This is a genomic window from Archangium lansingense, assembly GCF_026626635.1.
Lineage (GTDB): Bacteria > Myxococcota > Myxococcia > Myxococcales > Myxococcaceae > Archangium > Archangium lansingense.
Genome location: NZ_JAPNKA010000001.1, coordinates 12,185,102 through 12,207,664, shown reverse-complemented (window position 1 = coordinate 12,207,664; position 22,563 = coordinate 12,185,102). Strand labels below are relative to the sequence as shown.

Annotated in this window: 18 protein-coding genes; 11 read left to right on the top strand and 7 right to left on the bottom strand. The window is 68.3% G+C overall.

Translation table 11 applies throughout. The features are described 5' to 3' along the window. Window positions 1-116 precede the first annotated feature (116 nt). Window positions 117-2,594: a serine histidine kinase EspC gene (gene espC, locus OV287_RS48905; RefSeq protein WP_267540965.1), complete on the top strand. Its 2,478-nt coding sequence runs from the start codon at window positions 117-119 to the stop codon at window positions 2,592-2,594. Between the two features lie 34 nt (window positions 2,595-2,628). Here espC and OV287_RS48900 read toward each other — a convergent pair whose 3' ends face one another. Continuing rightward, the gene (locus OV287_RS48900) at window positions 2,629-3,195 is read right to left on the bottom strand and encodes a YqaA family protein (RefSeq protein WP_267540964.1); all 567 of its coding nucleotides are present in this window, start codon (window positions 3,193-3,195) and stop codon (window positions 2,629-2,631) included. A 127-nt stretch (window positions 3,196-3,322) separates the two neighbouring features. Here OV287_RS48900 and OV287_RS48895 point away from each other — a divergent pair, with 127 nt between their 5' ends. The 6 genes from OV287_RS48895 to OV287_RS48870 all read left to right on the top strand — a co-directional run bounded on the left by OV287_RS48895 (window position 3,323) and on the right by OV287_RS48870 (window position 8,678). Further along, window positions 3,323-3,982, top strand: coding sequence for an LON peptidase substrate-binding domain-containing protein (locus OV287_RS48895; RefSeq protein ID WP_267540963.1), 660 nt, complete (start codon window positions 3,323-3,325; stop codon window positions 3,980-3,982). 82 nt (window positions 3,983-4,064) lie between these two features. Beyond that, entirely contained in the window at window positions 4,065-5,954 is a 1,890-nt protein-coding gene (nadE, locus tag OV287_RS48890; protein WP_267540962.1) for an NAD(+) synthase, read from the top strand. A 171-nt stretch (window positions 5,955-6,125) separates the two neighbouring features. Beyond that, window positions 6,126-7,196, top strand: coding sequence for a hypothetical protein (locus OV287_RS48885; protein WP_267540961.1), 1,071 nt, complete (start codon window positions 6,126-6,128; stop codon window positions 7,194-7,196). Window positions 7,197-7,336: 140 nt separating this feature from the next. Beyond that, complete coding sequence (locus OV287_RS48880; protein WP_267540960.1) at window positions 7,337-7,660, top strand: FKBP-type peptidyl-prolyl cis-trans isomerase; 324 nt, start codon at window positions 7,337-7,339, stop codon at window positions 7,658-7,660. A 9-nt stretch (window positions 7,661-7,669) separates the two neighbouring features. Then, entirely contained in the window at window positions 7,670-8,050 is a 381-nt protein-coding gene (trxA, locus tag OV287_RS48875; RefSeq protein WP_267540959.1) for a thioredoxin, read from the top strand. A gap of 1 nt (window position 8,051) precedes the next feature. After that, the gene (locus OV287_RS48870; protein WP_267540958.1) at window positions 8,052-8,678 is read left to right on the top strand and encodes an HAD family hydrolase; all 627 of its coding nucleotides are present in this window, start codon (window positions 8,052-8,054) and stop codon (window positions 8,676-8,678) included. Here the strand turns inward: OV287_RS48870 and OV287_RS48865 are convergent. After that, on the bottom strand, window positions 8,644-8,997 hold the full coding sequence (locus OV287_RS48865) for a c-type cytochrome (protein ID WP_267540957.1): 354 nt from the start codon (window positions 8,995-8,997) through the stop codon (window positions 8,644-8,646). The two genes, OV287_RS48870 and OV287_RS48865, sit on opposite strands and share 35 nt — an antisense overlap. After that, the gene (locus OV287_RS48860; RefSeq protein ID WP_267540956.1) at window positions 8,994-10,478 is read right to left on the bottom strand and encodes a PQQ-dependent sugar dehydrogenase; all 1,485 of its coding nucleotides are present in this window, start codon (window positions 10,476-10,478) and stop codon (window positions 8,994-8,996) included. Before OV287_RS48860 ends, OV287_RS48865 begins: the two co-directional genes overlap by 4 nt. A gap of 142 nt (window positions 10,479-10,620) precedes the next feature. On the opposite strand from OV287_RS48860, the gene OV287_RS48855 reads away from it, so the two are divergent. Both OV287_RS48855 and OV287_RS48850 read left to right on the top strand, forming a co-directional pair. Further along, window positions 10,621-10,746: a hypothetical protein gene (locus OV287_RS48855; protein ID WP_267540955.1), complete on the top strand. Its 126-nt coding sequence runs from the start codon at window positions 10,621-10,623 to the stop codon at window positions 10,744-10,746. Window positions 10,747-10,803: 57 nt separating this feature from the next. Continuing rightward, entirely contained in the window at window positions 10,804-12,999 is a 2,196-nt protein-coding gene (locus OV287_RS48850) for a patatin-like phospholipase domain-containing protein (RefSeq protein ID WP_267540954.1), read from the top strand. Between the two features lie 18 nt (window positions 13,000-13,017). Here OV287_RS48850 and OV287_RS48845 read toward each other — a convergent pair whose 3' ends face one another. Next, on the bottom strand, window positions 13,018-14,412 hold the full coding sequence (locus tag OV287_RS48845; protein ID WP_267540953.1) for an FHA domain-containing protein: 1,395 nt from the start codon (window positions 14,410-14,412) through the stop codon (window positions 13,018-13,020). A gap of 209 nt (window positions 14,413-14,621) precedes the next feature. On the opposite strand from OV287_RS48845, the gene OV287_RS48840 reads away from it, so the two are divergent. After that, window positions 14,622-16,202, top strand: a complete 1,581-nt coding sequence (locus tag OV287_RS48840; protein WP_267540952.1) for a sigma-54-dependent Fis family transcriptional regulator — start codon at window positions 14,622-14,624, stop codon at window positions 16,200-16,202. Here the strand turns inward: OV287_RS48840 and OV287_RS48835 are convergent. After that, window positions 16,168-16,623 (bottom strand): FHA domain-containing protein, encoded by a 456-nt coding sequence (locus OV287_RS48835; protein ID WP_267540951.1) that lies wholly within the window; start codon window positions 16,621-16,623, stop codon window positions 16,168-16,170. The genes OV287_RS48840 and OV287_RS48835 overlap by 35 nt on opposite strands. 215 nt (window positions 16,624-16,838) lie before the next feature. On the opposite strand from OV287_RS48835, the gene OV287_RS48830 reads away from it, so the two are divergent. After that, complete coding sequence (locus tag OV287_RS48830) at window positions 16,839-18,452, top strand: sigma-54-dependent Fis family transcriptional regulator (RefSeq protein WP_267540950.1); 1,614 nt, start codon at window positions 16,839-16,841, stop codon at window positions 18,450-18,452. Window positions 18,453-18,475: 23 nt separating this feature from the next. Here OV287_RS48830 and OV287_RS48825 read toward each other — a convergent pair whose 3' ends face one another. Together OV287_RS48825 and OV287_RS48820 are read right to left on the bottom strand one after the other, a co-directional pair. After that, window positions 18,476-21,454, bottom strand: coding sequence for an ELWxxDGT repeat protein (locus OV287_RS48825; RefSeq protein WP_267540949.1), 2,979 nt, complete (start codon window positions 21,452-21,454; stop codon window positions 18,476-18,478). Between the two features lie 318 nt (window positions 21,455-21,772). Beyond that, window positions 21,773-22,339, bottom strand: a complete 567-nt coding sequence (locus OV287_RS48820) for a hypothetical protein (protein ID WP_267540948.1) — start codon at window positions 22,337-22,339, stop codon at window positions 21,773-21,775. Window positions 22,340-22,563 lie beyond the last annotated feature (224 nt).

Here is a 22,563-nt window from a genome sequence, read left to right as displayed (position 1 = left end):
GGTCGTGCCGGCCCATTGCATCCCCGGGACGGGGAGTGAATTTCGCTCGCTCATCTGTCTGGTGGGCAGAGGAGCAATCACGGAGGACGTTTTCCGCGCGCTCCGGGCGGGATAGCATGGCGCGTCAACACCGCTGGCTGGCCAGCGCGTGTATGGGGGGCACCACCATTCCGTCGCATCCACAGCACCTCGACCGCTCGTCGTCATCTGGCATGCGGGGTATCGCCGAGATGCTCGCGCTGGCGGTCGTGTATCTCGCCTCCTGCTGGCTGGGCCTGACACAGGCCACCATCGCCAGCGCGGCGAGCCCGGTGTGGCCCGCAACCGGCGTGTCGCTGGCGGGTCTGGTCCTCCTCGGAGTGTCCCGCTGGCCGGTCATCTTCGTGGCGGCTTGCACCTCCATCCTGTGGTTCGGCTCCGTACCTCCCGCCGCGACGCTGGCCATGGGGGTGGGCAACACGTTGGAGGCGGTGCTGGGCGCGTTGCTGCTCAGGCGCCTCGGTTTCTCTCCCTCGCTCTCCCGCACCCAGGACGTGCTGGCGCTCACCACCACGGCCGCCACGTGCACGCTGGTCAGTGCCTTGGTGGGCTCTCTGAGCCTGGTGCTGACGGGCAAGGTGGCCTGGACCGGTATCGGCCTCACGGCGTGGGTGTGGTGGCTGGGCAACGCCATGGGGGCCCTGGTGGTGGGGCCGGTCCTGCTGCTGCTCTCTCGGCCGCGCCCGGAGCCGCGCTGGCGGGAGGCGCTGCTGCTGGCGGTGATCACCGTGGGGGTGGCTCTGTGGGCCTTCAGCGGTGGCAATCGGGGTTCGCCCCTGGCTTATGCCCAGGTGTTCCTCCTTTTCCCCTTGGGCGTGTGGGCGGCGTTGCGCTTCGGCTCACGAGGGGCGGCGTTCTCCACGCTCTTCATCGCGGTGGCGTCCATCTGGGGCACCGTCGCGGGCCATGGCGCGTTCATCTCGCGGGAGGACGGGCGGACGGTGGACCTGCTGGAGCTGCAGCTCTTCCTGGCCATCATCGCCTTCACCGGCCTGCAGCTGGCGGCGGCCCGCGCCGAGCGCAAGAGCGCCAGTGCACAGCTGGAGCTGCTGGCCACGGCCGTGCGCAGCGTGCACGAGGGCGTGCTCATCTGCGAGCTGCGTCCGGGCGAGGAACTCCAGCTGGTGTACGCCAACGAGTCCTTCCGCGCCATGGTGGGCTGCTCCCATCAGGAGCTGGCGCGCCGCGCGCCCCGGGAGCTGTGTGGAACCGGTATAGAGCCGGAGGTGCAGCAGCGGCTGGAGGAGGCCCTGCTCGTGCGCGACTTCTTCCGCGGCGAGGTGGTGCTGGCGCACAAGGACGGCTCGCGGGTGCACAGCGAGGTGCAGCTGTCCCCGGTGCGCAACGCGGAGGGCCAGGTGCTCTACTTCGTGGCCACCTATCGCGACATGACGAAGCAGAAGCAGCTCCAGGCGAAGCTGGTGTCCGCCGAGCGCATCGCCGCGGTGGGCACGCTGGCCGCCGGGGTGGGTCATGAAATCAACAACCCGCTCGCTTATCTGATGCTGAACCTGGAGGGTGTGGCCCAGAGTCTGGCCCGGGGACCAGCGGGGCTCGCCGAAGCCGAGGTCAACCTGGAGAGTGCCCGTGAGGGCGCCGAGCGCATCCGCGTCATCGTGCGCGACTTGAAGGTGTTCAGCCGGCAGCAGGGGGAGGAGCGGGCGATGCTGGACGTCAACGAGGTGGTGGTCCCCGCGCTGCGCATGGCGGCCCATGCGGTGCGGCCCCGGGCCCGGCTGGTGGAGGACTTCGGCCATCCGCCTCGGGTCATGGGCAGCGAGGCGCGGCTCGGGCAGGTGCTGCTCAACCTGCTCGTCAACGCGCTGCAGGCCATCCCCGAGGGGAACCCGGAGCATCACGAGGTTCGCGTGCGCACCGGCCGCGATGACACGGGTCGCGCCCTGGTGGAGGTCACCGACACGGGCTGTGGCATGCCCCCGCCCGTGCTGGCGCGCATCTTCGACCCGTTTTTCACTACCAAGTCGTCGGGGGAGGGTACCGGATTGGGACTCGCTATCTGTCAGCAGATCATCCAGGCGCACGGCGGCGAGCTGCGCGTGCGCAGCGAGGAGGGCAAGGGCTCCAGCTTCACCGTCCTCCTGCCCTCCGCTGAGGGGCGGCCCGCGAAGACGCCCCTGCCCGCGGCGCCCACGCCCGTGCCTGTCACCTCGCCGCGCCGACGCATCCTCATCATCGACGACGAGCCACGCCTGGCCCAGTCCATGCGCATGCTCATCGAGCCCTCGCATGACGTGTTCGTCACCACGCGCGGGGCCGAGGCCCTGGCGTGGGTCAACGAGGGTCAGCGTTTTGACCTGGTGCTGTGTGATTTGCAGATGCCGGGGACGACGGGCATGGACGTCTATGCCCACCTGCGCGCGCACGTGCCGGAGCTGGCCGAGCGGCTCGTCTTCATCTCCGGCGGCGCCTACACCCAGGCCACGCGCGACTTCGTGCGCTCGGTGCGCAACCGGATATTGGAGAAGCCGGTGCGGCCCGACGAGCTGCTGGCCACCATCGACGAAGCGTTGGCCACCACCCCTTCGGCGGCCTGAAGCGCCTCGGGGAGAGGCGCCCCGGAAGTGCAGCTCAGACGCGCAGCCACTTGCGCGCGGTGGGCCCGAAGTAGCGCATCACTCCGGACACCAGGAGGAAGCGCACCGAGCGCCCCAGCACCGCCGCCAGGAAGAAGCGGTCCAGCGGCACGCCCACCATGCCGCTGCCGATGGCCACCACCTTGAAGGGGGTGGGCAGCACCGAGCACAGCAGCGCGAGCGCCCAGAAGTTCTGCCCCAGCAGCTCGCCCAGCGTGGCGTCGATGCCAAAGCGCTGGATGCGCATGTTCATGTCGATTTCCAGGAAGCTGATGGCGCCCTGGCGGAGCAGGTCTCCGAGGTAGTACCCGATGAAGCCACCGAAGAGGCTGGCCACCGTGCCCATCACCGCGTAACGCAGCCACTTCTGCGGCTGGGCGAGCACCATGGGCACCAGCAACGCGAAGGGCGGAATGGGGAACACGGAGCCATCCACCACGGACACCAGCAGCATGGCGGCCACGGCGTGCTTCGTGGAGGACAGCGCCTCCACGCGCAGGTAGAGACGGCGATACCAGGAGAGAGTCGCGGGAGGAGCGGCCACGGGAGTCGGGTCGGACATCGGGTCGCGCACCCTAGCGGAATGTGGGGACTTTACCAGCCTTCCGTCCCAGGGCTGACGCCTGCCTGGCGGCTGGGGATGCGCCGCGTTCACCCCGTCGCTATTACCGGGCTACGGTGACCCTTCCATGACGACGGCCCTTGAACGCATTGCCCTCACCACCCACGCGCTGAAGGTCTTCCCGCTGCCCTCGGCGGTCCTCTTTCCGCACGCGGCCCTGCCCCTCCACATCTTCGAGCCACGCTACCGGGCCCTCGTCCATGATGCGCTCGCTGGAGACAAGGTGATGGCGCTCGCCCAGCTGCAGCCCGGCTGGGAGGGGCAGTATGGCGAGCGGCCTCCCATGCAGCCCATGATGTGTGCCGGGCTCATCATCTGGCACGAGGAGCTGGGGGACGGGCGCTACAACATCCTCCTGCAGGGCATCACCCGCGCTCGCCTGCTCGAGGAGCGAGAGGGAGAGAACCTGTACCGCGAGGTGCGCGTGCAGTTGCTGCCCGATGCCGAATACCAGGGGCCCGAGGAAGAGAGGCTTCGCCAGGCTGTCTTCGAGCTGGCCGGGCGTGTGCCCGCCTCCTTCGCGGAGAACCTGCTACCCGTGGTGGCCCGCTCCCAAGGGGGCGCCCTGGCGGACGTGGTGGCCGCCGCCGTCGTCCCGGAGCCGGAGCGTCGCCAGGAGCTGCTGTGCGAGCTGGATGTTCGCACCCGGCTGCGATCGGTGATGGATGACGTAGGGGAACTCATCGCCCGCCTCAGTCCGGTCAAACCGGTGGGGCCGTTGAACTGAGCTTTCCCACCGAATCCCTTGCGTGCAGCCCTCGCCGGGCGTCTGCTAGCGCTCCACCAACTCGTAGGGAGGAGCACGTTCCATGCGGCTCGTGAAGATTGGGCTCGCCAGCGTCAACACCACCGTGGGCGCCTTCGGACGCAACGTGGACAAGGCGCTCGACCTGGCGCGCCGGATGGCTGCAGATGACGTCACCCTGGGCGTCTTCCAGGAGCAGCTCATCGGTGGCTACCCTCCTGAGGACCTGGTGCAGTGGCAGGGCTTCGTCGAGCGTCAGTGGCCGCAGCTCGAGCGCTTCGCCCGTGAGACGGCCTCGCTGCACACCGTGTTCCTCGTGGGCGTGGCCATCAACCACCAGGGCCTTCGCTACAACTGCGCCGCGCTCGTGGCGGGCGGGAAGATCCTCGGCCTGGTGCCCAAGGAGAAGCTGCCCACCTACAACATCTTCTACGAGGGGCGCACCTTCTCGCGTGGCTACCCCGGCATGCGCGAGGAGTTCCGGGGCGTTCCCTTCGGCGACTACATCTTCCGCTTCGACTTCGGCCTCATCTCCCCCGAGGTCTGCGAGGACATCTGGAGCCCCGAGGCCCCCATGCGTCGGCGCACCTACTCGGGTGCCGAGCTGGTGGTGAACCTGTCCGCTTCGCCCTTCCGCGTGGGCCAGGGAGACACCCGGCGCGAGCTGCTCGCCACGCGCGCCTCGGACCACCAGTGCACCGTCGCCTACTCCAACGCGCTGGGCAGCAACGACGGCATCATCTTCGACGGCGGTGGCTTCCTGAACCAGAACGGCAAGCCCGTGCTGGAGGAGCCGCGCTTCCAGGAAGGCTTCGCCGCAGCCGTGGTGGACCTGGACCGTACGCTGCGCCTGCGCGCGGAGAACACCACCTGGCGCAGCGACCGCGAGGCGTGGCTGCGCGAGGGCGGCAAGCAGGTGCCCACCATCGACTGCACCGCGGCCTTCACCAGCCGGCGCGAGAAGCTGCGCTACCCCGTGCCCGCGCACCGCAGCTTCTTCCTCCCGGGCCCCGATACGCGCCGCACCCCGCGCGAGGCGCTGTGCGAGGACATCCTCGATGCGCTCTCCCTGGGCGTCGGCGACTACTTCGAGAAGACGCGCGCCTTCAAGGTCATCGGCATCGCGCTCTCGGGTGGTCGTGACTCGCTGCTGACGCTGCTCATCGCCCACCGCTATGCGAAGCGTGTGCGGCCGGACAACCCCGGCAGCCTGCTGCGCGCTTTCTACATGCCCAGCCGTTACTCCAGCGACGCCACCCGCGAGGCCGCGGAGACCATCGCTCGGGAGCTGGGAGTGTCCTTCCTGGTGGTCCCCATCGAGGAGGCCTTCGAGCGCGAGCTGTCCATTGCGCACACCATGCTCGCGGGCGCCGAGGTGACGCCCATCACCGAGCAGAACATCCAGGCCCGCCTGCGCGCCCAGCGCATGTGGAACTGGTCCAACTCCAGCGGTGGCCTCTTCCTGCAGACGGGCAACATGAGCGAGCGCGCCGTGGGCTACACCACCACGGGTGGAGACCTGATGGGCGCGCTGGCCGTCATCGCCAACGTGCCCAAGACGGTCGTCATGTTCCTGTTGGACTACCTGCTGGAGCAGACGGGCTACGAGGGCATCCGCAAGGTGCTGGCCAAGCCGGCCGGGCCGGAGCTGGCGCACAACCAGGTGGGCGAAGAGGAGCTGATGCCCTTCCCCATCCTCGACGCCTGTTTCTATCTCTTCGCGGGAGAGAAGCTGGTCCCCTCGGAGATGCAGGCCGCATTGGAGGCCATGTTCCCCGAGGTGGAGAGCGCGCGGCTGCGCGGCTACGTGGAGAAGTTCACCCGGCTCTTCCTCCAGTCCATCTACAAGTGGGTGCAGGCGCCGCTGTCGCTGCACATCGGCAACCTGGACCTGGACCGTGAGCGTGCGCTGCAGCTTCCCGTCGTCACCAGCAGCGACTGGACGAAGGGGTAGAGGCGCTGTCCTCTAAGCTGCGCACGCTCCGCGCCCTCGCCATCCCTACCTCGCCCGGTTGGATGCTTCCCGGTCGAGGTCACGGCTCAATCCCGGCTCTTGCTTCAAGCCTTGCCTCGGATCTTCCCGGTAATGAACTTCTCGTCAGCCACCCGACGGACGGAGGTTCGGATGAAAGTGAAGATTCTGGCTGGGCTCGTGACCGCGCTGATCTACGGCAATGCCGCGATGGCCCAGGACGTGGACGACACGAACACCGACAACACCCAGGGACAGCAGACGTCCCCGGACAACTTCGGCGGCTCGGGTCTGAGTGACACCGATCAGGATGATCTCATCATCCTCGACCAGGAGGACGTCGCTCCGGTGCCCGACACCGGCCTGCAAGAGGAGGGCGTGGGTGGTTCGGGCCAGGTCGGTCAGCCTGGTCAGCCCATGCAGCCTGGTCAGCCCATGCAGCCTGGTCAGCCCGTGCAGCCCAAGCCGGGCATCCCCATTCAGGGCCAGGGCGGCATGACGCTCTACTGCACTCCGGTGCAGGGCCAGGCCACTGGCGGCAGCGGTGAGATGCAGGGCAACGAGCCGTCCTCGCTGCAGCCTGAGACCGGCCAGGCCACACCCCCGCCGAGCGAGGCCACACCCCCGCCGAGCGCGGTCGTAATCCCTCCGAGCGAAGAGGCCGTCGGCGGCTCCGGCTACGAGGTGAAGGAGGAAGACCAGGGCCAGAAGAAGGGCGACATGCGCGGAGTGTCCGTGCTCGTCGGTGCCGGCGTGGAGGGCTACACCGGTGGCCTCGCTCCTGAAATCAACCCCGGCGCCACCGTGGGCGTGGTGGCCGCCTTGAAGCCCACCAAGGTGCTCGGCCTCGAGCTCGGCTACAGCGGTGCGGTGAACAACCTGGATACGGACGTGGGCGGCAGCGGTCCGGACATCGTGCGCAACGGCGCCGTGGCCAACCTCACCCTCGGCCTGACCGCGGCTCCCATTCAGCCCTACCTGCTCGGCGGCTTCGGCATGAACTGGTACAACATCCGCAACGGCCAGGGGCTCGGCTTCACGGACGACACCAGCTCGCGCATCCCCCTGGGTGCCGGTCTGCGCACGCACTTTGGTGACTTCACCGCCGACGCGCGCGTCAACTACAACGTCCTCCTCAGCGAGGACTTCGCCCCCGGCGTGGACAGCAGCGAGTTCACTAACGGTAGCTACCAGGGCACCCTCAACATCGGCGGTACCTTCTGAGATTGCCCGTGTGATGGCGGCATGACAGTCCAGCGGCGCGGTGCCTCGACGAGTGGGCACCGCGCCGCGTTTTTCCTTCCGAGAGAGCAGCGCGCGTGCCACCAGCACGTTAAGGTGGGGCCTTTCACGGGAGACAGTGCATGAGCTTGAAGGTGGATGACGTGAAGGTGGGTACGGGCGCCGAGGCGACCTCGGGCAAGACGGTGACGGTTCACTACGTGGGCACCCTCACCAATGGCTCGAAGTTCGACAGCAGCAGGGATCGCGGCCAGGGCTTCTCCTTCCGGCTCGGCGCGGGCCAGGTCATCCAGGGCTGGGACAAGGGCGTGGCCGGGATGAAGGTCGGCGGCGTGCGCAAGCTCACCATCCCCCCCGAGCTGGGGTACGGCGCCGGCGGCTTCCCGCCCGTGATTCCGCCCAACTCGACGCTCGTTTTCGAAGTGGAACTGCTGGAAGTCCGCTAGGAGGCCTCCATGGCCACGATGGAAATCGGTAAGGAGAACTTCGAGGCCACGGTGTCCAAGCAGGGCATCGTCATGCTCGACTGGTGGGCAGCGTGGTGCGGTCCCTGCCGCAACTTTGCTCCCATCTTCGAGAAGGCCTCCGATAAGCACCAGGACGTCATCTTCGGGAAGATCGACACGGACGCGCAGCCGGAGCTCTCTGGCATGTTCCGCATCCGCTCCATCCCCACGCTGATGATCTTCCGCGACGGCATCCTGCTCTTCGAGCAGGCCGGAGCGCTGCCGGCGGCGGCCCTGGAGGAGCTGATCGGCAAGGTGCGCGCGCTGGACATGGACGAGGTGCGCCGGGAGATCGAGAAGCACAAGAAGGCTCAGGAACCGCAGGCCTGAGATGTCCCTGAGCGCGGTCCTGTTCGACATGGATGGAGTCCTCATCCGCAGCGAGGAGGCGTGGCTGCGGGTGTTGGAAGACGCGGGACGGCGCTTCCGGGGCAGCCCGGTGACGCGCGAGGAGTTCGCGCCCACCTTCGGGCAGGGCACGGCCGAGGATGTGCGCGTCTTCGGCCTGCGCTGCACCCCCGCAGAGCTGGATGCCTTCTACGTGGAGCACCTGCCCGCCTATGCCGGTGAGGTGTGGGTGAACCCGGACGCGCGCGAGCTGCTGGATTCCCTGGCCTCGCGCGGCCTGCGCCGGGCGGTGGTGACCAACACCGTGTCCGCGCTCGCTCGGGCGCTGCTCGGGGCCGCGCGCTTGCTCGACTTCTTCGAGGTGCTGGCGTGCTCGGACCTGGTGGTCCACGCCAAGCCGGCGCCGGACCTGGTGCTGTACGCGCTCGGCCAGTTGGGGGTGACGCCAGGAGAGGCGCTGATGGTGGGGGACTCTCGCTTCGACCGGGGTGCTGCCCAGGCCGCGGGCGTGCGCTTCGTGGGGCTGGGGCTGGACGGGGATGTCCGCATCGAGCGGCTGGGCGAGCTGCTGCCCCTCACAGGGGCCCCGGCGTCTCCTGGAGCGCGTTGAGGTAGTCGACGATGGCGCCCACCTCCGCGTCGCTGAGCATCTGCTCGGTGAAGGCGGGCATGGCGCCCACTCCCTTTCGGATCTGCGTGCGCATGGCAAAGCCCGGCAGCGGCTTGTTGGCGATGCCTGGGCCAAGGCCCCCTGCTCCTCCCGGGTGGCAGCCGTTGCACTCGCGCATGAAGAGGGCCTGCCCCTGCTTCTGCCGCTCGGTGAGTTGCAGAGGTGGTCCGAAGGGTACTCCCCGGCGGGCAGGGCCACAGCCAGTGGAGGCCAGGGTCGCCAGGGTGGTGAGCGCGAACAGGCAGCCGGTGGCTCTCATGGGCCCTCCTTCTTGCCGGTGGGCGTGATGCGCCAGAGTACGCCCGTGCTCCGGTGGGGCTGGATGTCCTTGCCGAGGACGGACATGACCCCGAAGTCGACGACGTACAGCGCACCATTGTCCGGGTCGAAGCGCACGGAGATGGGGCGCTCGAGCCCGCCAGTGCCCAGGTGCGAGGCCGGGCCGCCATTGCCCTGGTCCTTGTTGGCGGCGAAGTCCTGGACGACGCCGGTGCTGATGTCCACGCGCACCACCTTGTAGCCCACCGGCGACATCACCTTGCCTGTGTCGGGGGCCTGGTCGCCGAACTGCGCCACGAAGGCCTGCCCGCCGTAGCCGAAGGCGCCGCCGCGCGAGAAGTCGAGCCCGTTCGAGGACGAGTGCACACCGAAGAGGGCCACCGGTTGCGGTGGTGGGGCAGGGTGCTCGGCCAGGAGGAACTGGGGCGGATGGTCCTTGTCGGGCGGTTTGAACCACTCCTGATTGACGGGGCGGCCCCCGGCGAAATCGGGGAAGCCGTACCAGCGTCCGGGCTCCACCGCCCAGAGGTAGTCCCCGGCACCGAAGATGGGGCGGCTGCCGCGTTCGTCGTAGCCGTTCTCCGTCACGTACAACTGGCCCTCTGGAGAGAAGGCGAGGCCATACGGGTTGCGGAAGCCCCACGCCACCAGCTCCGGCACGGTGGCACCAGGCGCGAGCCGGAAGACGGCGCCGGAGCACGGCAGTCGACCTCGGATGACCTGGTCCGGTTTCGTGGCCGTGCCGAAGGGGACGAAAGCGCCGGTGGTGGTCTGGTCGTCCGGGTCGGGCGTGCGGGGGTCAGGGCTGGTGAAGCTGAGTCCGCGCAGGATGACGTCGCGGCAGGGAATGTCGTGGAACTCGGAGGCACGCGACATCCAGTTGATGCTCTCCGCGTTCGAGCTGTCCGGCCCCACCACGCCTGAGTTCGTCGCAGTGCCTACGGAGAAATAGAGCGCTCCATCCGGACCGACTGCGGGCCCGTTGGTGTGGTGATCTCCCAGGCTGGGCAGGCCGGAGACGATGGGGGTGAGCGTTCCGTCCGGGGTGATGCGGACGATGCGGCCACCTCCCTGGGTACCGCCCTCGGCGACGTAGAAGGCGCCCTCGTGGAAGACGACGCCTGTCCAGGGCGGCTGCGCGCCCGTGGCCACCACCGTGTGGGTGCCGTCCGGGTTGATGCGCAAGAGGCGTGGCTCGGTGAAGTCCTCGCCGTAGGAGTAGCCTGCCTCGATGACGTAAGGCGTGCCCTGGGCGTCGAAGGTGACCGAGGTGGGGTAGGTGAGGCCGGTGGCGATGGGGTCGATGCGGTAGTCGGCGGGCAGGGCGATGGCGGCTGGGTCGATGCGCCGAGGCGGCTGGAACACCTCCCGGGTCTTGTCTCCCGCGGTGAGGCGGAAGCAGCCGGAGCCGAGCAGCAGCGCGCAGGTCACGAGGGCCGGACGGACGAGGTCGAAGCGCATGAGAGGCGCCCGGACAGTAGGGGAACTCCGTTCAGCCCGTCAGCGCATTCCGTGACCAGCGTCGCGTGTGGAACGTTGCTGTGGTGCAGCGCCCAGATGCGACGCGGCGGTCCGTCTGACCCGAGCAGTCATCTGTTAGGAGGTGCCCAGCCGAGGGGCCAACGGCTGGCTGCTCGTGGCAACTCACACGGGGGACGAGCAGGTTCATGCCGAGCCCTTCGACGCGGTGGAGCGCCGGTGGCTCGCCCTGGAGCCGGCCGGGCTGTGAACAGTCGGGTGCCCCCACGTTTCCGGGCGGGGGCCCTTCTGAGGCAGGCTTGGGGTCATGGCGTTGGAACGGGTCCGGTCCTGGTGGCGCGGCGAGACGGCGCAACCGCTGCGTCCGCTGGTGGAGTGGTTGGGTCGCTACCCGTTGCTGCTCGTGTTCCAGGCGCTGCCGGTGTGCATCGTCTGGGGTGGGTTCGAAGCGCTCGGACTGCCGAGCCTCTTCTTCCACGACGTGCCCCGGGTGACGTTCATCGCGGCCTTCATGGCGGCGATGTTGTTGGGGCAGCTGTGCTTCATCGGCTACCTGTTGGACGCGGACGAGGAGTGGGCCCTGTCGCCTCGGCGGGGCAAGCCGGGTGGGGTTCCGCCCACCATCCGCTGGTACCTCTTCAGCACCGGCACCTATCCCGCCTGGCTGGTGGTGCTCAGCATCCCGTGCCTCATCGACCGGCACTTCGCCTTCCTCTTCGGTGTCCTGGCCGCGGTGGGAGCCATGCTGCTGATCACACGCGGCGCCGAGGCGTTGCAGCGCTGGTGCGAGTCGGACCGGAAGCGCCACCGCTGGCTGCGGTGGATCGAGGCCACGTTCTTCCGCAGGCGCTCGACGCACATCGTGGTGCTGCACGTGCTGCAGGGCGGGCTGCTGGCGATCTTCCTGCTGGGCTATCTGCTGGTGGCCGCGCACGTGTCCATCACGGGCAATCACGGGTGGGTGTCGCCGGCCGTGGTCATCTGCGTGGCGATCGGCCTGTGCGGAGCCATCTACGGGGCCATCTGCTTCTTCTTCCCCGAGCGGAACCTGGGCGCCCTCATCCTCTCGGGCGTGCTGGTGGTGTTCGCTGGACGAGGGTGCTCGGACGTCTCCTCCTATGACGAGCTGTCCCTGCCCCAGCCGCCCGCATACGCGGGAGCGAGCCTCGCCTCTCCCCAGGACGCGGGGCTGCTGGGAGACGGGGCGGTGCTGAACGCGTGGCTGGCGCGGATGCGGGCGGAGCCTCCTCCGGGTGCGGTGTGGCCCTCGCCAGGCGAGGTGCGGCTCGCTTCAGGGCAGGCGGGGCCGCGCTGCGAGCCGGGGCCGAGGCCTCGGCTCGCCCTGGTGGCGACGAGTGGCGGGGGCATCCGCGCCGCGGCGTGGACGGCGCACGTGCTCTCCAAGCTGCAGGGGCCGGAGGGCGTGCCGGGCTTCCACCGCTACGTGCGTCTCGTCACCGGGGCCTCGGGTGGCATGGTGGGAGCGGGCACGTGGGTGGCGGGGCTCCATCCCGGAGGCCTGGCGAGCCCCGAGTCCCTGCCCACGATGATGCAGCAGGACAGTCTGTCTTCGGCGGCCATCGCGCTGCTGCTGCCCTTCGGCGAGGGTCGCGGGCGAGCGCTGGAGAGCGCCTGGGTGCGGCACACGGACGGCCTGCTGGGACGCACCTTCGGGGACCTGCGCTCGGGCGAGGCGGAGGGCTGGCTTCCCTCCCTGGTGTACACGCCCATGCTGGTGGAGGACGGGCGGCGGCTGCTGGTGAGCAACCTGGACCTGTCGGCGCTGACGTCGTCGGAAGCGAGCTCTCTGGTGGTGGAGCGCAACGGCGATGAGCCCCGGGGCAAGGCGCTGTCCCGGCTGTCGCTCTCGGGGGTGCAGCTCTTCCAGCTCTTCCCACTCAAGCAGCGGGCCTTCGAGGTGGCGGCCGCGGCGCGGATGAGCGCGTCGTTCCCCTACGTCAGCCCGGCGGGCTCGCTGCCCACCTCGCCGCGCATTCGCGTGGTGGATGCGGGCTACTACGACAACTACGGGGTGGACCTGGCGGTGCAGTGGCTGCACACGCATCGCGAGTGGGTGCTCGAGTGCACCTCGGGGGTGGTGCTCATCCAGATTCGAGATCACCTGGGCAATGGCCGGCGCACGAAGCTACAGGTGGTCGCGGAGAGCCAACTGATGGATGGGCTGACGTCCCCGGTGGAGGCGGTGCTGCGGGCGCGCGAGTCCAGCATGTCCTTCCGCAACGACGAGCTGCTGAGCCTGGTGCAGGACGAGCTGAACGTGAACGAGCCGTGCTTCTTCACCACCGCCATCTTCGAGCTTGGCGAGACGGCCCCGTTGAGCTGGGCGCTCACGAACCAGGACGTGGCGAGGCTGGAGCACGCGGCGGACAGCCCCGCGCTGCGCGCCCGGGTGGACGCAGTCCGCGAGTGGCTCACCGCGGGTCCCGAGGCACAGCAGCGGGCTCGGGAACGCGGACTGTGTCCTGGTGGACGCGAGCTGTAGCCCTCGCGCCCGAGGCCCTCAGACGCCGGGGATGATGGGGCGCAGCGCCGCGGCGAACTCCTCCTCGCCCGGGTAGACGGGGTGGCGCACCCACGTCCGTGCCTCCACGCCGCCGCGCAGCAGCTGCGTGCCCGTCTCCGGCTCCAACGTCCACTCCGGCACGTCCCCCACGAGGTACTCCACTCCCCACGGTGAGGCACATTCTTCCCAGTCTTCCTGCGGCAGGTTCCCCCATGGGTAACGCCTTCCATCCGTCCCACGGGCCGCCATCTCCCACTCATCCGCACTGGGGAGGCGGATGTGCGTGTTCTCAATCCGTGAGAGTTCCTCGCACAGCCGCTCGGCTTCCTTGAAGGAGCCCAGCCACACCTGTTCGTGGTCAAGCACGACACGGGTGGGTAGCGGGTTACCCACCCATTTCGCGAGAGGACGATCCACGGGGACCTGGGCCACGAAGAAGCCCGGGGACGTCACCTGGCGCACGGGGTTGGCGCCCAGCAGGTGCTCCACGGGGGCAATCCACCGCAGTGGCAGCCCCGAGCGCTCCAGGTAGAAGCGGCCATCTTTTTGGATCACCCCGGGCGGCAACTGCCGGGGCGTCTTGCCCATGGCCAGGGGCGTGGTGAGCGCGTGCAGCAGCATCGACGCGGGGTCCGTCACCTCCAGATCGCCGGCGAGCAGGCGCCACAGCGGCCGGAGCGGATCCCTCCCGGGCACGCTATCCCCTGGGTGCCGGCGCTCCTGGAGGTATCGAATGACCCCCTGCCAGAGCTGCTCGAGGAAGCGGCGCTCGCGTGGCTCATCCACCTCCTGAAGCAAGGTGGGCAGGTCGGAGGACTGGAGGGCGGGCAGCACCTCTCGCGCCCGCAGCCGGGCGGCGGCCAGCACCGCTGTCATCCGCACCTCCAGGTCAGAGTCCTTGAGGGCCAGGCGCAGCACCTCGTCGAAGCGGGGATCATTGCCCTGCTCGAGCATCAACCAGCGCAGCGCCTGCCGCCGCTCCTCGAGCGTGGACAGGCCCCGGGACACCACCGTGTTCTCCTGGCGCTCACCAGACTCGGGCAGGAGCCCCGGGTATAGCTGACCCCCCACCTCCTGCACCCCAGAGAGGCCCCGGCCGACGAGCGACTGCACCCTCAGGACGTAGGGGCCGATGACCAGCTCGTCCTCGAATTTCAGTACGGACGGATGGGCGACCGGTCTCCCGTTGAGCCAGGTTCCATTCTTCGAGCCTTCGTCCAGCACGATGGCGGCTCCCTCGATGGCGACCAGTCTGCAGTGGGTGCGTGAGACGCTCCCACTGTCGAGCACGAGATCGTTCGTCGGGTCCCTCCCGATGGCAATCTCCCGCGATGACAGCGTGCCCGTCTTCATGTTGCTCTCTCCAATGAGCCCGACAGTGATGTTGAACACGCGTGCTCCTCTGTCTGGGGGGCCGGTCCACCGCCCGGCAGCTCCCAAAATACCAAGCACGATGCGTGCCAACCGTGGACTTTTACAGGGTGCCCCGTACATCCGGGCATTTCAGGGCCCGGTGTGCGCCCCCTATACCCGGGTCCGGGGGCGGATGCCTGTCAAAACTGCTATCAATCGTGACAGTGAAGTCGCACTCGGGAGCGCGCATGACGACCGGTGACGATGGGCCGCCCTCTCCTCCGAGGCGGCTCTCACGTAGCTGGACGCACGAGGCCGTCCCCTCGACCCGTGTGGACGATCCGGAGCTGGACCTCGACACGCGCAACGAGCGGGTGATTCGGGAGCCCCGAGAGGCGGAGGCCGGCCCGGAGGGGGCCCTGGGCTGGGAAGCGCCGTACAGCGAGCCCAAGGCCCTGTTGGTACAGCGGGAGGGCGTCGAGGACTTGCTGGTGCCGCTGTACCCGGACCGCTCGTATGTCTTCGGGAGGGCGCCCGAGTCCACGGTGGTGTTCCCGCACGATGCGGTGTCGCGGCAGCACGGGCGGCTGTCATTCCGCGAGGATCTGCGCTGGGTGTACCGGGAGCTCAACTCGAAGAACGGGAGCTTCATCGGGCGCGAGGAGGAGCAGGGGGTGGTGGACGCTCGCCTGCACTTCCAGCGGGTGGGCCCCTCGCGCGATCAGGTCCTCGAGGCTGGGGACGTGGTCCTGCTGGGCAACGGCAAGAGCCGCATCACCTTGCTGGCGGAGGTGCCGCAAGGCGTCGGTGCGGACCCTCGTGCGGGGAAGGAGCCCTCTTCTGTCACGGTGCAGTTGGATCGCTCCATCGAGCGCTGTGCTCGCCATCACCTGCCGGTGTTCCTGTTGGGCAAGTCGGGCACGGGAAAGACCTTCATCGCGCGGGAGATCCACAGCCGCAGCGGGGTGGAGGGTAACTTCGTCATCCTCAACTGCGGCCGGCTCCCGCAGGACATGAATGCGCTCACCAGCGAGCTGCTCGGGCACGTGAAGGGCGCGTTTACCGGGGCGGCCATCGCGCGGGTGGGCAAGCTCTACAGCGCCAACGGGGGCACGCTCTTCCTGGACGAGGTGGAGCACCTGTCGAGCCTCGCGCAGGACTTTCTCATCGACGTGCTGGAGGGCACGGGTAGCCTGGCTCCTTTCGGGGCGGCCCCGGACTACCGCGAGCCACCGCCCCACTTCCGGCTCGTCTCCGCCTCGAAAGTGCCGTTGCGGCAGACCGGTCTCCGGCAGGACCTCACACAGCGGCTGGCGACGGGAGACTTCATCATCCTCCCCACGCTCGAGGAGCGGCGCGAGGACATCCCGAATCTGGTGGAGGCCTTCCTGCACCGGCTCAAGGTGGAGCAGCAGTACGACGCCGAGCTCACCAGTGATGCCATCGCCTTCCTGCAGAAGGCGAGCTGGCCGGGGCAGATTCGTGAGTTGGAGTCGACGGTGAGGACGGTGGTGGCCCGCGAGGCGGCGCAGCAGGAGCTGGAGGGGCTCGTGCGCCGGCGGACCGTCGTCACGCTGGAGGCGGTGCGGACCTACCTGGAGCAACGGGAGCTGGGTTTTGGAGGCCCGGCCTCCGAGCCGGTGACGCAGGAGCACCGACCCTCGAGGGAGACGCTCGTGCCCGTGCGCAAGCGCCCCAGTGACCTGACGGAAGAGGACATCCGGCGCGCCCTGGAGAAGCATGAGGGCAACAAGACCCGGGCCTCCGTGGAGCTCCGGGTCGCGCTCAACACGCTCAAGGCGCGGATGAAGGTGCTCGGCATCGACTGATGAAGCGGGGAAGCCGCACCGGCAACCGCTCGAGGTGGGCCCGGCTCAGGGCGGGTTCCTGGCGCTCCCACCGGACCAGTTCGAGCAGTCCTGCCTGGAGGTGGGTCCGCCCGGAGGTGCAGCGTCCGACGAGCGACTGGACCTTCAACACGTAGGGGCCGATGACCAGCTCATCGTGGAAGGTGAGGAACGAGGGATGAGTCAGCGGCTCGCCGTTGATCCAGGTGCCGTTGCTCGAACCCTCGTCCATCACCAGGGCCCCACCCTCGACGGACACCAGCCGGCAGTGGTGGCGCGAGACGAGCTCGTTATCGAGCACCAGGTCATTCCCCGCGGCGCGGCCGATGCTGATTTCGCGCGGCGCCAGCGTCCCCGTCTGCTTGTCGTTCTTTCCGATACGCCTGACAGTGATGACGAACACGTGTGCTCCTGATGGCGAGGCGTGGTCATCAACCGGTCCAATCGGTTGATGGGCACCACCCAGAGCACGGCGCGTGCCGGGAGCCATCGAGGTGTGATTCCCCAGTTATTTCAATGGCTTGTGTCCGGACGTTGCCTGTTCCCCGGGGGCCTGTCGGCGGTGACTCATCAAAGCTGCTATCAATGTTGACGGCAATCAGTCCGGAGGGGGCACGCATGACGACCCGGAAGTGGCCAGGGGATGAGCAGGGCGAGGAGGCGCGGGAAGGGGAGACGCTGAGTGGCCCCTCGCTCGAGAAGACCCGCATCTCCATCCGTGCGCTCACGGAGCCCTCCCGCGACCCTCGCGTCAACTGGACGTCGGACCTGTCCTCCACCAGCGGTGGTCAGTTGAGCGTGCTCGGGGAGCTGACACCGGAGCAGGACGTGGAGGATGCGCCCTACCGCGAGCCCAGGGCGCTGCGCGTCCAGCGGGAGGGGGTTGAGGAGCTGATCGTCCCCCTGTACCCGGACCGCTCGTATGTCTTCGGGAGGGCGCCCGAGTCCACGGTCGTGTTTCCGCACGACGCGGTGTCGAGGCAGCACGGGCGGCTGTCGTTCCGCGAGGATCACCGTTGGGTGTACCGCGACCTCAACTCGCGCAACCACAGCTTCCTGGGTCGGAGCGAGGTCCAGGTAGAGGGAGACGAGCGCAGGCACTTTCAGGGCATCAGGGCCTCGAGGGACCATGTGCTGGAGGCAGGTGACGTCATCCTGCTGGGGAACAGCCGCAGCCGCATCACCCTGCTGGAGGAGGTGCCGCACGGATTGGTGGCGGGCCCTCGCTCGCAACAGGCGGGATCTCCCGAGACGCTCCGGCTCGAGCGCGCCATCAATGTCTGTGCCCGTCACCACCTGCCGGTGTTCCTGCTGGGCAAGTCGGGCACGGGGAAGACTTTCATCGCGCGGGAGATCCACAGTCGGAGCCAGCTCGAGGGGAACTTCGTCATCCTCAACTGTGGCCGGTTGCCGCAGGACACGAACGCGCTCACCAGCGAGTTGCTCGGACACGTGAAGGGCGCGTTCACGGATGCCATCTCCCGGGTGGGCAAGCTCTACAGCGCCAACCGAGGCACGCTCTTCCTGGACGAGGTGGAGTTCCTGCCGCGCCTCGCGCAGGACTTCCTCATCGACGTGCTGGAGGGCACGGGCAGCCTGGCCCCACTGGGGGCTCCCGCGGACTACCGCGAGCCACCCCCTCGATTCCGGCTCATCTCCGCCTCCAAGGTGCCGCTCCAGAAGACCGGTCTGCGGCCGGACCTCACGCAGCGGTTGGCGACGGGAGACGTCATCATCCTCCCCACGCTCGAGGAGCGGCGCGAGGACATTCCGAACCTGGTGGAGGCCTTCCTGCACCGGCTCAAGGTGGAGCAGCAGTACGACGCCGAGCTCACCAGTGATGCCATCGCCTTTCTGCAGAAGGCGAGCTGGCCAGGGCAGATTCGCGAGCTGGAGTCGACGGTGAGGACGGTGGTGGCCCGCGAGGTGGCGCACCAGTCACTGGAAGGCATCGAGCACCGGCGGGCTGTCATCACGCTGGAGGCGGTGAAGAGCTATCTGCTCCAACGGCAGGTGGGCTTCGAGGGGGTGGAGCCCTCCTCCGTGGCCAGGGCGACGATGACCATCCCGGCGCTGCCTGCGTCCGTGCGCAAGCGGCCCGCGGACCTGACTCGGGAGGAGCTCCAGGGTGCACTGGAGAAGCACCAGGGTAATAAGACCCGGGCTGCCCAGGAGCTGGGCATCGCGGTGAATACGCTCAAGGCTCGGATGAAGGCGTTCGGCCTCGGGTGAGGGGCCCGGGCAGGGCGAGCGACTCATCTGCCGAGCTCGTTGAGAGGCAGCCTCCACAGCTCGCGGCCCGTGGCTGAGGTGGCGGTGACAAAGAAGACGTGCCTTCGGGTGGCCCTGAATACGTTCGGAAAACTGTCCATCAGCCCCGGCGACAACTCCTGGAACAGGCGCGTCCCTCCCGGCGTGCCGTCGCTCATCCACAGCTCGATCCCGGTGGTGCCGTCATTCGCGGAGAGCAGCATCCGCCCGGCTACCACGAAGATCTCCAAGGGATTCCCACTGGCCGCTCCAGGTGCGATGTCCTTGAAGAGGACGGTCCCCTCCTGCGTGCCGTCGCTCACCCAGAGCTCGGTGCCCAACGCACCGTCGTCGGCCCCGAAGAAGAGCTTGCCCTGAAACACCGCCAGCGGAGTCGGGAACGAGAAGCCCGGTCCCGGCTTGATGTCCCGCAGCAGCACGGTGCCCTCGGAGGTGCCATCCGTCCGCCACAGCTCACGGCCGTGCTCGTTGTCCTGCGCGACGAAGAGGACCGTGCGCCCCAGCACCGTGAGCTGCGTGGGAAAGCCGCTCTCCGGGCCGGGGAGGATGTCCCGGAGCATGAAGGTGCCTTCCGGCGTCAGGTCGCTTCGCCACAGCTCATTGCCCAGGAACGAGTTGGCGCTGAAGATGATGAGCTCCGGAGTGGCGACCAGCTCGTTGATGCCGAAGCTTTCCGGCCCGGGGGTGATGTCCACCGCGAGCCGCGTGCCCCGCTGGGTGCCATCCGTGAGCCAGAGCTCGCGACCATGCTCCTCGTCGCCCGCGACGAAGAGGAGCTGCCCGCCCCGCTCGGTGAAGATGAAAGGAAACGAGCCATCAGCGCCGGGGTTGATGTCCTTCACCAGCCGCGTGCCCCGGGTCGTCCCGTCCGTCCGCCACAGCTCCGTGCCGTGGACGCCATCGTCCGCCGCGAAGTACGCCGCGTCACCCAGCACGAACGCTTGGGGGAAGCCGACGCTGCCTCCAGCGCCTGGGTTGATGTCCTTCACCAGCCGCGTGCCTCCCGGCGTTCCGTCACTCCGCCACAGCTCCGCGCCGTGGACGCCGTCGTCCACGAAGAAGAGCACCGCGCCGTCGAGCGCACACACCAGTTCTGGTGTCGAGCCCTCGGGTCCGGGAATGATGTCCTCGACGAGCCGGGTGCCCTCGGCGGTGCCGTCCGTCCTCCACAGCTCCGCGCCGTAGCTCGGGTCGTTCGCGGTGAAGAAGAGCTTCTGGCCCAAGGCGAGATTCCAGGAGATGAACGGGTCCCCCGGCCCGGGGATGATGTCCTGCACCAGCTGCGCCGGCCCGGAGCCGCCCGCGCCTCCATTGAACTCCGTCGCCTGGGATGCGAGCCCGGTGTTCACGCCAGCACCCTCTTCATCGGGCTCTGCGAAGGAGGCCACCCTGGCCGCCTCGAGCATCCGCCCGCGACTGCCGAGCTTCATCGCCCACAGCTCCGTGCCGCGGTTTGGCTCCGTGGCCACGAAGAACACCCGCGAGCCAGCGCGCGTGAACTCGTGGGGCGCGCTGGAGAAGGCACCGGGCACCAGGTCCTCGAGCCGCTTCGTTCCCGCTGACGTGCCGTCGCTCGTCCAGGGCTCGTGCCCCCGGCTCCAATCGCGGGCCGTGAAGAAGAGCCGGCCGGCCTGCGCCGTCAATTGCTGGAGACTGGAGCTATCCGGTCCGGGCCTCACGTCCTTGACGCGGAAGGTGCCGCGCTCGGTGCCATCGCTGCGCCACAGCTCGTCTCCCGCCTCCGGCGTGTACGCGGAGAAGTACAGGACGCCGTCGAGCTGCGCCGACTCACGGGGGTGGGCGCTGCCCGGTCCCGGGAGGATGTCCTTGACCATTCGTGTTCCCCCTCGCGTGCCGTCGCTCGTCCACAGCTCGGTGCCATGCACGCCGTCGTCAGCGAGGAAGAAGAGGCGGCGGCCCGCGGTAACGAGTGTCTGGGGAAGGCCGAAGCGCAGCTCGGCGAACACCTCCGCGACGGGCACCGTTCCCTCGGGCGTGCCGTCGCTCTTCCAGACCGTGATGGGCCGCGCCGGCGCGACGGAGAGGTCATCGGTCTCCTCGCCCACGATGAAGTAGAGCACTCCGTCCGCTTCGACCGGGTTCGTCTCGAACACCTCGAAGGGCGCGCCCGAGAAGTCATGCAGCAGCACCGTCCCTCCCGCCTTGCCGTTGCTGCGGTAGAGCGCATCATCCACGAAGAAGAAGAGCCGGCCGTTCATCGCCGTCAGGTTCCCCGGTGCGGACGGCAGGCCGGTGGGGACGGGACGGGTGCTGCCAGGTGTGCCCTCCGTTCGCCACAGCACCTGGCCCACGTCCGGGGAGGACGCGATGAAGTAGAGGACGTCATCCAGCGCCGTCATCGCGAAGGGGAACGAGCCCTCGGGACCGGTGTTGATGTCCTTCACGAGCCGGGTGCCCGCTCGGCTCCCATCGCTCGTCCATAGCTCCGTGCCATGGGTGCCATCATCGGCGGTGAAGTAGACGCGCCGCCCCGCCACGGTGAGGTCCAGAGGATCCGAACCGACCGGCCCGGGACGGATGTCCTCCACCACGCGCGTCCCGCCGGGGGTGCCGTCGCTCTTCCACAGCTCGGTGCCATGCTCGACGTCCGTGGCACCAAAGAAGAGCGTTCCCCCCACGTCCCTCAGCCCGTGCGGTCCAGAGCTGAGCTGGCCGGGGACGATGTCCTCCACCCGGGCTGGCTCGCCGTGCGAGGTGGAGTTCCGAGTCTCCGCTTTCACCACGGTCTGGCTCTCACCGGCCGCCTGCACGTCCTCTGGTGTCTCTTCGGGAGATGGAGGGCTCCCCTCACAAGCCAGGCCCAGGGCGAGGGTCAACGGGAGCAACCGAAGCAATGAGGCAGACAAGCGCATGCGGCACCGTTCCTTGCGCACGAAGGGCGTCTCGGGGTGCCAAAGGTAGAGGTGCTCCGCGCGCGAGCCAGAGGTTCCGCGGGAGGTCATGCGTGTCGCCTACACCACGGGGAAGCAGCCCCCGTGGGCGGACGAGCTGCCAGTGAACCCACCAGCCCTGAAGAAGCTGGGCTGCTCTTCCTGGGCTGGAGGTTGGCGCCTTCCGCTCGCCTCAGCTGCAGTCCGGCTGGCCCTTGAGGGGCCTGTTCGTCGTCGTGGAGCAGGCGCAGTTCCTGACCCTGCACTTGAATGAGGTGCTCTCGTCACAGAGGGCGCTCACCCGCCGCCAGCGCAGGATGGGACTGCCCGTGTGCTCCAGATCCTGCGTGAAGAGGTCATCTCCCCGGACGGCGAAGGCGTAGGGGAAGGTTAATTCTTGATGATATTCAACCGGGCGTAGTTGCCGTACTCGCCAGCGTAGCCCTCGATGATGATCAACAACTTCACGCCCTTGACGAGGCCCGAGAGGGTGATTCGCGACTGGAGACCGCTTCCGTAATCGTCGTTGCAGCCCATGATCGACGAAGTGCTGCTGAGGTGGCGGATCTGGAGGACGGTATCGAAGTTCGAGCCGGAAGTGCCGAAGCTGTAGGAGCCCGTCTCAGGCACTGTCCACACGTAGGAGATGTCTCGTGACGAGCCACCGTTGCAACTGACCGACCACTGGTTGGAGGTCGTGGCGATGTTCGCGTAGGTGGCGAGAGGGGAGCCGATCCGCGTGCCCAGGTCTCCCAAGAGGGCCTGCTGATGCACCGTCTCGGACTGCGAGATTTCGGCCGCGGCAGGATCGATGGTTTCACCCGTCTCGGGTTTCGCGGCCGCGGGCGTCACGGGCGCTTCTCCCTCGAGGGGCTCACCCTCGAGCGCGGGGCCACAAGCGCCCAGGAGAAAAGCACAAGCGGCCGCAGAGACAACGGACGTTCCAAGCTTCTTCATGTTCCACCTCGTCAGGGTTGTGTTCGTCAGCTCGAGGTGGGCTCTTTGTTCACGAAGCATTCGCTGCGACGCGTAGCCCGAACCCACTCTCAATAAAGAGAGACAGACCGCGGCCGGGTTATGCATTTCAAATATTTTCCTCATCATCGCCGGAACCAGGTCTGCTCCCTCGGACAGATGCCATTGCCGGCCACGAAGGCGAGCCCCGCCCTGGGAGCGTGTGT